The following is a 9144-nucleotide window of genomic DNA, read 5'->3' on the forward strand; positions in this document are numbered from 1 at the left end:
CCACATCAACGTATTTGCCGCTCACAAAGCCAAGTCAGGCTATCTTTGGGCTTAGAAAGTTTTAAAGTCCCACTAATTCCCAAAACTTGCTCTACTCGCTTCCTGTGCCAGCGGTATGTAGCACGCGCTGCCTTTTCATTTAGACAATACCAGTGAGTTCCTTTCTTTAACTCTCCTATGTCCCGTAACCGATACAAATGATCTATAGAGCAGCCGAGAGCTTCAGCCATTGCAGTTGTAGAGATCCAATCTTTAGGGTTACGTCTTCTAGGCATCTTGAGTGGAACCATCCTGTTTACGTCGTATCTGTGCCATTCTGCTGCCCAGAAAATCTTCAACAGTGGTAGGCATGATTGCGTTTGATTCGGCATCGTTCTCGGCTAATTTGGCTTGGAGTTTCTTGATATTTTCCCGATCCAGTAATTTGTATTCGTCAAGAACTGCCATTACTGCTGCAATATTTTCAGATAATTCCCTCACCCAGAAAAGATCGATTGTGTTGTCTGAAAGGCTTGGGTATGTACTGTCAGGAAGTTGTAAGGCTGCAATAAATGCAGCTTTAGCTAATGGGTCAAGCTTTTCAAGTCCGTTCGCCAGCTTTTCTACTTTGTCCCAAGCAGTTGATTCCAGATCTCCGTTAACCAACTTACCAACTGTTGTTTCTACAACACCTGAAACCTTGCTAAGACGGTATTTCGTAATTTGCCACCTCTGCATGACAAGCAGTAGTGCTTTACCAACTTTCATGTCTGTCTTATACTACCAACATTGGTAGTAATTGTATGGTATATGTCGCGCTTTTCCAATACATTGTCATCTATCAGAATCCATCCTGCTCAACATGAAGCCTTGCAGAGGTTGGCTGAGCAACTGCAAACTTCTGCCAGTTCGGTTGTAAGAATGGCGATCGCCAAATTCTTAGCCGAACATGGATTTGATTTATCTAGCAGCCCTCAACCAGACTTCAAAGTGGATTGAAGGAGTTGAAGATAAATGCATAAAAAACAAAAGGCTCACTCTCTCCAGCGAGCCGCAGAAAAGAATTCTGCTCGAATTCTACCTTGGAAGAAGCAGCAGGAGGAGGATGGCTATGAGTCCTGCTGAGTATTTCTATCCCCAACAATGGAATGGGTCAACGGGATCTAATCTTACTTCCAGTCAAAATGGGAAGTTTCAAAGATCCAGTCGCCGCAATCCTTGCCCAATTTGTAGCAGAACTAAAGACGCTGATTGCAGTTGGAATGATGGAGTATTCTTCTGTCATACTCACGTCGATCATGATGCTGGCATCCCAGGATATGTCTATCGGGGAGCTACTAAGGATGGGATGTGGGGTCAATACTTCCCAGCCAGTGAGTCAAAAGAGAAGCCTGTTAGACCCAAATCTAAACAGGAATTTATCTACCATGATTCTGCTAGAAATCCCTTAGTTGAAGTTACTCGGATTGATAAGGGTGATGGTAGAAAGTCATTTTACCAGTCTCATTGGAATGGTACGAAATGGGTCAAGGGGCTAGCTGATGAAATTAAGCCACAGATTCACCTATATCGAATTCAAGACTCAATCAACCAAGCGGCGATCGCTACAGCTCAATCCATTCTAATCGTTGAAGGTGAGGGAATTGTAGACTTACTGCTTGGAATGGGTATTGCTGCCACAACTAGCATTGGCGGCGCTGGTAAATGGAGACATTACGGCTATCCCAACTACCTTGAAGACCTGGTGGGGGCGAATGTAGTTCTGTGTCCCGATCGGGATACTCCAGGGCTAAAACACTGCGAGGATATCGCTCTTGACTTTCCTGATGCCAAATGGCTTTATGCCTACCCAGATTCTACTTTGTGGAGACAAGTGGACGACAATGGCGGGTTAGATATTGCCAATTGGGTAGCTGATCATAAGCTTACCCGTGACCAGATTTTGGCGGCGATCGGTGACAAGCGCCAGGACGTGCATGAATTCTCAGTGCAGCCTGAAGATTCGGCACAAAGGGAAGATGATGAGGAGAAACCCTGTAAGCTAGCGCGTCAGTTTCAAGAAGTACAGGTGATACTAGAGCAGCGGCTACGGCTCAACACCCTAAAGTTACAACTTGAGTTAGACGGGCAGCCTCTTAACCCTGACCGAATTCATCTCCAGCTAGCCAATGATTTTAATCTCCAAATTCCTAGAGCCAATGCCCTAGACATTGTGACAGAGTTAGCAGAGCGGCGCTCTTATAGCCCTGTTGTGGAATACTTAAATCGGGTTTATGACCAGTTTGGGGGAAATGCTAGCAGTTTAGCTAACCTTGCATATCGTTACTTTGGAACGAATAACTCTATTTACGATACCTATCTACAAAAGACTTTAGTTGCAGCAGTAGCTAGAGCCATGCAACCAGGATGCAAGATGGATACCGCGCTAATTCTTCAAGGCAAGCAGGGTGTTGGAAAGTCTACCTTTTTTAAAATCTTGGCGGGTGAGGACTGGTTTGACGATTCTCTAGGTCATATCAGCGATAAGGATGAGCGACTCAAGCTGCACGTCACTTGGTTTATTGAATGGGCGGAACTGGAATCTGTATTTAAACGGCGTGACCTTGCCAGCGTCAAAGCATTTCTGACTTGCTCGCGGGACTACATTCGTCCACCCTACGGGCGATCGGTACAAGCGTTTGATCGCCCTTCTATCATTGTCGGCACAACTAACCAGGATGAATTTTTGGGTGACTCAACGGGCAACCGCCGATTTTGGGTGATTCCGGTGCAGAAGGGAGTAGATCTACATCAACTCCAACAGGAACGCGATCGCATCTGGGCAGCAGCAGTCACTCTTTATAAAGCTGGTGAGCCGTGGTGGTTATCCCAAAAAGAAGAGGAGTTGTCATCAGATCTGATCTCTGAATATCAGATTGTTGACCCGTGGCAGGAGGCGATCGCTAGATTTGTCGCTGATTGCACCATAATCACAACCGAGCAAGTGCTACGTGACTGCATCGATCTAGCTTTGGAAAAGCGCGGCAAGGAAACTGAGAACCGAGTAGGAGCTATTCTCAAGCAACTGGGATGGACGCGGGAACGCAGAAGTATTAATGGTAAACAAAAACGGGTATGGGTACAAACAGAAAAAAATAATAAATGTAGGGTTAGAGGTGGTCTAGGTGGTCTAGATCGGCTACAACATAGATGAGTTAGGACTTCCAAGCTAGACCACCCCGTGGTCTAGAGGTGGTCTAATTGGGGGGGGGTGGTCTAGTTTTGCTTTGACGAGCTGAGAAAAATCTAGACCACCTAGACCACCCCTAGACCACCTATTTTTAGAGGGGTGGTCTAGCCCTTAAACCTTTATTCTGTATAGCTTCTAGTAGTAGCTAGACCACCTAGACCACCTCTAACCCTAGATTAGTTTTTTTTTGAGTGAAACTCGCTGGAAAAATTCTGTTACATAATCTGATACCAAATCAAGGTGCCGTGCGATCTCTGTTGCAAAGTATCTGGCAACTAATTTCAACTTATTTATTCATTATCACTAACACTGTATAAAAGCTGTAACAGCTTTTCAACCGTCACTTTTGCTGACTTCTTTTGAGCTACTAACTTGTTAGCTATTTCTTTAGCTTGTTCATAATTTGGTAATTGATTGCTACTTTTATAAGCAGTTGAAACTATAGCTGATTCAATCTTATCTAAAAACTGTTGTAACTCATTACTCTTTTCAAGTATTCTTAATTCTCTGTATGTGCTACTAATTGCCTCAACTTGAGTTCTAATAGCACTTGGAATTCTTACAATGGAAGTTTTTCCATAGGGTGCTTCTTTACCCCTACCACCTTTAAACACTATTATTTTAAACCTGTAACAACTTTATAGTTAATAGTATATAAACCTGTAACAACTTTGTCAATACCTGTAACGGGTTTATTTAAAAACCCGTTACAGGTATTGACAGCGACTCTTTAAGTTACCTTGTATACAATTAAAAGTTTTAGTAAGGATAAGGTGATTTTAAAAGAAGTAAAATCAATTTTAGAAACTATACAAAATCAATAACAAGAACTCAATTGAGTAATTTTTAGTGAAGATCGCCCTCAGCTTGCTGCTTGCTCAAAACTCACCTTACGCGAGAGCGATCGCTTACTGAAAGTAGTTACTTAGTAGTTAGCTCGCCTGTTGCTGCTTTCGCAATGCAATCAACGGCAGGCAAGCGCCGTAAGTACTCCCAAATTAACTGTGACACTGTAATCCCCTTCTTGTCAGCATAGGACTGAGTTTTCAATAGCTCAACCTCAGTGAGCCGTACTTTTAATAACTTAGTTCTTAACTTTTCTGGCGGTTTACGTGGCTTTTTCGTTATTTCTACAACTCTTTTCTCAACCTCATGGGCAAATTTGCCCTCTATCCCTATTTCTTGAATACGTTGCAAGGATGCTTTTCTACCAAGCTTTTTAATAGTCTTTCTGTCAAACTCTATTGGCATAGTTCACCTTCCAGATGTTAAGTGCAAATTTAAGTATAAGAGAATGTAAGTTTTAGGATGTGGTATTTAATATGGCTACTGTGACCACGTTTAAAAATTGCCGGACACCTAAGGGTTCCCCAGATCTGAGTAAGCTGATGTGACTCCCACATATTTAGTGTCAGATAGTGTAATAAAATGTAAGAGAATATAATTCTTCTAGTAGTAACCATAATGAGAACACATTAGCAATACTGGCAATCTTTCGTAGCTGCAATGTAGCTCACTTAAATACTTATAGCTGTAGCACCCATGCTCACTTTGCAGCCATGTCACTATCAGCTAATTAAGTCTTACATTACCCATAGAGTATTCGGAATCTTCCCTTTGTTTTAGTCAAACTTTAGGCATGATTTTCTGAAAAACTCTCTAAACTGTACCTTGATAGTGTTTGACAACTATCGTTTGGGGACTCATAAGCCCAAGGTCGGCAGTTCAAATCTGCCTTGAGCCATCGGAAATTCAAGCCTTACAAGCCTCTAAATACCGTTGTTCTGCGGTAAAGATTGGGTAAGTTTTGGGTAGTTGAGTCAAAAAAGTGGTGTAAGTTTGGTATAAAACTAGGCTATAGGGCATTACACCATTGAATTATCCTGAATAATTCGATGCAAGCTCAAGCTATACGAACTAGAAATAGCAAGGGTTCTGTCTCCATCCTTGTCTCGAACGATCGCCTACAGCTACGATTTCATTTCAACGGTAAACGGTACTATATCTCTCTTGGGCTACCCGATAGTAAACTCAACCGGAAAGCAGCAGAAGCTAAAGCCAAACTTATTGAGTCCGACATTGCTTTTGATAAATTTGGCCCTACCTTAGCCAAATACAAGCCACAATCGGCTCCCACTGCCGTTACACCAATTACACCAATTACACCAAAGATTCCTTTTATCGAATTGTGGGAAAAGTACACGCTGTATAAGTCTTCTCAAGTTACTGCTAGCACCCTAGTAAGGGATTACGGCAAAATTGCTAAACGACTTCGAGTCATGCCTGCCACACTTAAGGATGCTGTAGGGGTGAGAGATTGGCTGCTGAGCAAATATAGTTGCGAAGTAGCGCGGCGTACTCTCGTTCAGCTCAACGCTTGTTTTAAATAGGCTGTCAAGTCAGGTTTAACGCCTGAAAACTCTTTTGTTGATATGGCTGGTGATATCAAAAAAACCGTTAGAAATACGAGTAGAGAGTCATTCAGCCGAGAGGAAAAAGAAGCGATTATTGCAGCGTTTGAGAATAATATCTTCTCGCCAAAATTTACCTCAACACCCCATAGTTTCTATGCACCTTATGTAAAGTTTCTTTTCATCACTGGTTGTCGTCCTGAAGAAGCGATCGCACTTCAATGGAAGCACGTTTCTACTGATTGTCTGAAAATTCAGTTTATAGAAGCAGAACCCAGCGATACAGGTATTCGAGGAGACACCAAAAACCATAAAACTAGAGTTTTTCCTTGTAATGCAAGCCTTCAAGCCTTCCTACAAAGCATTAGACCTGTAGATCTCTCACCTGATGATTTGGTTTTACGTAGTCCCCGAGGACAAAAAATCGACTCTCACAATTTTTTGAACCGCTGTTGGCAGCCTGTAGTCAAAGCTTTAGTAAAGGCAGGTAAGGTTGAAAAGTATTTGCCTCAGTACAACATGCGCCATACATTCGTCACGCTAGCTTTGGAAAATGGGGTAAAGGATAAGGATGTGGCTTATTTAGTGGGTAATTCTGCAATAGTCATCTACCAAAACTATGCAAGCAAAAAGCGCCAGTTGACTGTCCCTGAGTTTTAGTTACTGGCTTACAGAAAACCAATTTTCATACTAAAACTAAAATTTACTTAACAGCTATAGGTTGGTAGTTTTCTATCGCTTGTTTGACTCGCTGATGTATGCTGGCAAATAGGCTAGCTCTCTCTAAGGATTTAAAATTATTTCCTGTCGCGAGATTGAGACAGCTAAGAATTCGATTTTCCCATGCCTTTCGATTATTAATATCTTCTCCCCAAGCTTGAAAAACTTGCTTCTCGGTTAAACCATCAATGCGATGAAATAGATTATTGCGTGCAATTCTCGCATTATCCCAAAATACATTGAAATCTTGTTCGTAAGTAACTTTAGGTATAATAGCTTCTACTAATCGTCGCATTCTCCATAAGTTGAGTTCAATCTCACTACTTTCAGTAAATTCCTGTTTAAGTATAGGATATTTGTGAATGATAGATTTAGATAAAATAGGAAACTTATTAGGTGGATCGGTCACTGCTTGAGAAAAAATTTCTTTAGCCCACATATATAGCAATCCCTCTACAGCTCGAAAACTGTGAAACATTGCCTCGGTAGTGTTATTTTGTTCGAGTCTAATAATAGCTAAATAGGCTTCTTCATAAGCTTGCCACCAGAAAGATGCTCCTTGATATAGCTGTTCTCGACTTAGTGCATCTTTTGCTTGATTCAAAAAAGTTTCAAACTCTCCTTGATTCCAAGTCAAACCTGCTTTCAATAATTTTGGTGTAGCACTCCATCCAGAAGTATCTTGTTGATGATAGGGTTGCAGTAACTTTAAAACTGCTGCGTAGTCATAACGCTCTAGTAGATTTAAGGCTTGTTGTCGAGTACGATCCCATAGGTAATTAGTACCTAAAAAAGGTCCTGTGTATTCTGAGGAAATACCAGCTCGATTTGCTACAGTGTTGTTTGACTTGAATTCAAAGTACTGAATCCGTTCGCCAAACATACTTAATCCAGATATTCTAGCAGCTTCAGACGTTTGACCGACTCCACCCTTGAGGCAAACCCAAATTAATTGATTGATTTTGATTTCAATTTGATTTCTCCAGATGTTTCTCCACCAGGCAAACATTTGCTCGAAATGAGCGGGGTTAGTACCATCAATACCTAAATGAATAACTTCTACTGGTATTTTGTGTTGATACTGATGCTCTACCCAGTTTTTAATTAGCTCACAAGTGTAGAGAGTATCTTTTTCTCTTTCTGATACTTCCTGATTTTGATTTGTGCCAATCAGATAAATTTTATCTATATCAACTGCTTTATCATTTATGAGTTTACCTATAATAACTGGTTTAATCCTTTGTCGATAAATTTCAATTCTTTCTAACAGATGTTGAGTTAACTGTCTATAAGTCTTGCTTCCTAGACATAAATCGGAGAGAACTTCAAATTGCTCGCCAAACTTATCTCCATCTTTCATCCGATCGTCACCCAAGTTACACCAGGAACCAGAAGAAACCTGAAACATTAAATCTCGCGTTCCAATTGTGGCGACTAAAACAGCTTTCATTTTGGGTTAGGTAGGGGAAAAATTTGAGAGTAGTTCTGTGGAGTTGTGCGATCGCGCAATTCCTGTAAATATTTCTGACGTGGATTTTGCGTTGCGCCAAAGACGGTGACTACCTGGTAATTTTTTAAATCAGCAACCCACACGGGGGAAGGCTTCACTCTCGGTCTAACTTTGCCACAAAGATCGCCATCGTAATCACGACCTCTTTGTAGTTCAGGATCGTGCAACACTGAAAGAGCGTAGGGCTTTTGGTTGTTAGATGCCCCAGTACAAACAACAATGCGACAATTACTATCTATCGCTTCATGCCATGTGTCCGGTCTGACTTGACCGATTGTTAGGAGCGATCGCGGATCGATCGTTCGACCTGTTAGCTTATCCAAAGCGCGATAAAAACTCTCCAAACGCTGACGAAATTTTGGTCTAAACTCCTGTACTGTATTTGGTAGTTTCCAAAACTCATCTTCTCTTTTTGGAGTCAACCTGGAACCGCGCCACCAAGGAGCGCGATCGCGTGTCTGCCGAGAATAACAAGGTCGCCTCGCCCCTTGTCCAATCCCGCCAAGATGGAACATCAACCAAGTTAGATTGATAAATAGATCTCTTGCCCCATCTCGACTTGATTCTGGTATTTCTGAGGAGTAACTAAGAGTGAGAATTCCTGCTTGCTTGCCGCGAGGATCTTTTTTTCCATCAAAGTTAGCTCTAGCTTCAGGCTGAACGATTTTACCATTTGTTATTTGTACGGCGATCCAGCCTCTCGTTTGAGGATTAATCGAACCAAATAAATTTGCTTCCCAACGCTTGACTTCACTAGTTAGCAGTACTCCTTGCGCCAACGCTCGGAACCAGTAACGTAACATTGACTTGAAAGCAACCGGACGTACCTCTGCATCAGGTTGTCCTCGCGTTTCCCATTTCTGCTTGTCGTGCTTCCAGTTCCATTGAGTAAACTTTTGCCGTCCGTGAATTAGCTGTCCTTCTAAACTAAATTCAACCTGAAAAAATTTGTCAATCTGGGTTTTTTGTCCGGCTGTAATTAACCTGCCATAGCCAGTGTTGACTTGAGAACCAATTCCCGATTGCAACCCAGAAATAAGCCATTGCTGAATCTGTTCGTAAGTTGTATCGTTGCAACTCGGTCGGCGGCGCAGTCCAATTAGAAAAGTTGCTTCTTTGAGCGAAAAGAAAGGGTTGGGGTTAGTACTACAGTTGTAGATAATTGTTAGAATAGGATAGAAGTGCGATTGCGATTGCTGTGATGTTTCAACAAGCTTGAAATTAACCAGCCACAATACATCGATAAAGACGAAGTACTCCATCTGTCCTATTATTGGAATTGAGGGGTTGCTCAA

10 protein-coding genes are annotated in these 9144 nt (G+C 41.9%); 4 read left to right on the forward strand and 6 right to left on the reverse strand.

Annotated elements, in window-relative coordinates:
* Positions 1-5: 5 nt before the first annotated feature.
* Both DSM107010_RS35340 and DSM107010_RS35345 read right to left on the reverse strand, forming a co-directional pair.
* Complete coding sequence (locus DSM107010_RS35340) at positions 6-275, reverse strand: hypothetical protein (RefSeq protein WP_106168657.1); 270 nt, start codon at positions 273-275, stop codon at positions 6-8.
* Positions 268-747, reverse strand: coding sequence for a hypothetical protein (locus DSM107010_RS35345; RefSeq protein ID WP_106168656.1), 480 nt, complete (start codon positions 745-747; stop codon positions 268-270). Before DSM107010_RS35345 ends, DSM107010_RS35340 begins: the two co-directional genes overlap by 8 nt.
* A gap of 42 nt (positions 748-789) precedes the next feature.
* Here DSM107010_RS35345 and DSM107010_RS39080 point away from each other — a divergent pair, with 42 nt between their 5' ends.
* Together DSM107010_RS39080 and DSM107010_RS35355 are read left to right on the forward strand one after the other, a co-directional pair.
* On the forward strand, positions 790-978 hold the full coding sequence (locus tag DSM107010_RS39080; RefSeq protein ID WP_127025212.1) for a ribbon-helix-helix domain-containing protein: 189 nt from the start codon (positions 790-792) through the stop codon (positions 976-978).
* Positions 979-1090: 112 nt separating this feature from the next.
* Positions 1091-3172 carry a virulence-associated E family protein gene (locus DSM107010_RS35355; RefSeq protein WP_158631952.1) on the forward strand — a complete coding sequence of 694 codons (2082 nt, stop codon included), beginning with the start codon at positions 1091-1093 and terminating at the stop codon, positions 3170-3172.
* A 326-nt stretch (positions 3173-3498) separates the two neighbouring features.
* Here DSM107010_RS35355 and DSM107010_RS35360 read toward each other — a convergent pair whose 3' ends face one another.
* The gene (locus DSM107010_RS35360) at positions 3499-3822 is read right to left on the reverse strand and encodes a hypothetical protein (protein ID WP_106168654.1); all 324 of its coding nucleotides are present in this window, start codon (positions 3820-3822) and stop codon (positions 3499-3501) included.
* A gap of 307 nt (positions 3823-4129) precedes the next feature.
* Positions 4130-4459 (reverse strand): hypothetical protein, encoded by a 330-nt coding sequence (locus DSM107010_RS40620; RefSeq protein ID WP_199755972.1) that lies wholly within the window; start codon positions 4457-4459, stop codon positions 4130-4132.
* A gap of 644 nt (positions 4460-5103) precedes the next feature.
* Here DSM107010_RS40620 and DSM107010_RS40625 point away from each other — a divergent pair.
* Positions 5104-5598, forward strand: a complete 495-nt coding sequence (locus DSM107010_RS40625) for an Arm DNA-binding domain-containing protein (protein ID WP_199755973.1) — start codon at positions 5104-5106, stop codon at positions 5596-5598.
* 42 nt (positions 5599-5640) lie between these two features.
* A complete protein-coding gene (locus DSM107010_RS40630; RefSeq protein ID WP_199755974.1) occupies positions 5641-6279 on the forward strand; it encodes a tyrosine-type recombinase/integrase in 639 nt (212 codons plus the stop codon).
* Positions 6280-6322: 43 nt separating this feature from the next.
* Here DSM107010_RS40630 and DSM107010_RS35375 read toward each other — a convergent pair whose 3' ends face one another.
* On the reverse strand, positions 6323-7789 hold the full coding sequence (locus tag DSM107010_RS35375) for a hypothetical protein (protein ID WP_106168653.1): 1467 nt from the start codon (positions 7787-7789) through the stop codon (positions 6323-6325).
* Positions 7786-9144, reverse strand: a 1359-nt coding sequence (locus tag DSM107010_RS35380) for an RAMP superfamily CRISPR-associated protein (RefSeq protein WP_206751853.1), incomplete at its 5' end; no start/stop codon positions are given. The genes DSM107010_RS35380 and DSM107010_RS35375, both read right to left, overlap by 4 nt.

The sequence above is a fragment of the Chroococcidiopsis cubana SAG 39.79 genome, from assembly GCF_003991895.1.
In the GTDB taxonomy this organism is placed as follows: domain Bacteria; phylum Cyanobacteriota; class Cyanobacteriia; order Cyanobacteriales; family Chroococcidiopsidaceae; genus Chroococcidiopsis; species Chroococcidiopsis thermalis.

Excerpts from the sequence above, each read along its gene's own strand:
- DSM107010_RS40630 (WP_199755974.1), top strand. The coding sequence starts at position 5,641 with ATGGCTGGTGATATCAAAAAAACCGTTAGAAATACGAGTAGAGAGTCA.
- DSM107010_RS35345 (WP_106168656.1), bottom strand. The coding sequence starts at position 747 with ATGAAAGTTGGTAAAGCACTACTGCTTGTCATGCAGAGGTGGCAAATT.
- DSM107010_RS35375 (WP_106168653.1), bottom strand. The coding sequence starts at position 7,789 with ATGAAAGCTGTTTTAGTCGCCACAATTGGAACGCGAGATTTAATGTTT.
- DSM107010_RS35355 (WP_158631952.1), top strand. The coding sequence starts at position 1,091 with ATGAGTCCTGCTGAGTATTTCTATCCCCAACAATGGAATGGGTCAACG.
- DSM107010_RS39080 (WP_127025212.1), top strand. The coding sequence starts at position 790 with ATGTCGCGCTTTTCCAATACATTGTCATCTATCAGAATCCATCCTGCT.
- DSM107010_RS35340 (WP_106168657.1), bottom strand. The coding sequence starts at position 275 with ATGCCTAGAAGACGTAACCCTAAAGATTGGATCTCTACAACTGCAATG.
- DSM107010_RS40620 (WP_199755972.1), bottom strand. The coding sequence starts at position 4,459 with ATGCCAATAGAGTTTGACAGAAAGACTATTAAAAAGCTTGGTAGAAAA.
- DSM107010_RS40625 (WP_199755973.1), top strand. The coding sequence starts at position 5,104 with ATGCAAGCTCAAGCTATACGAACTAGAAATAGCAAGGGTTCTGTCTCC.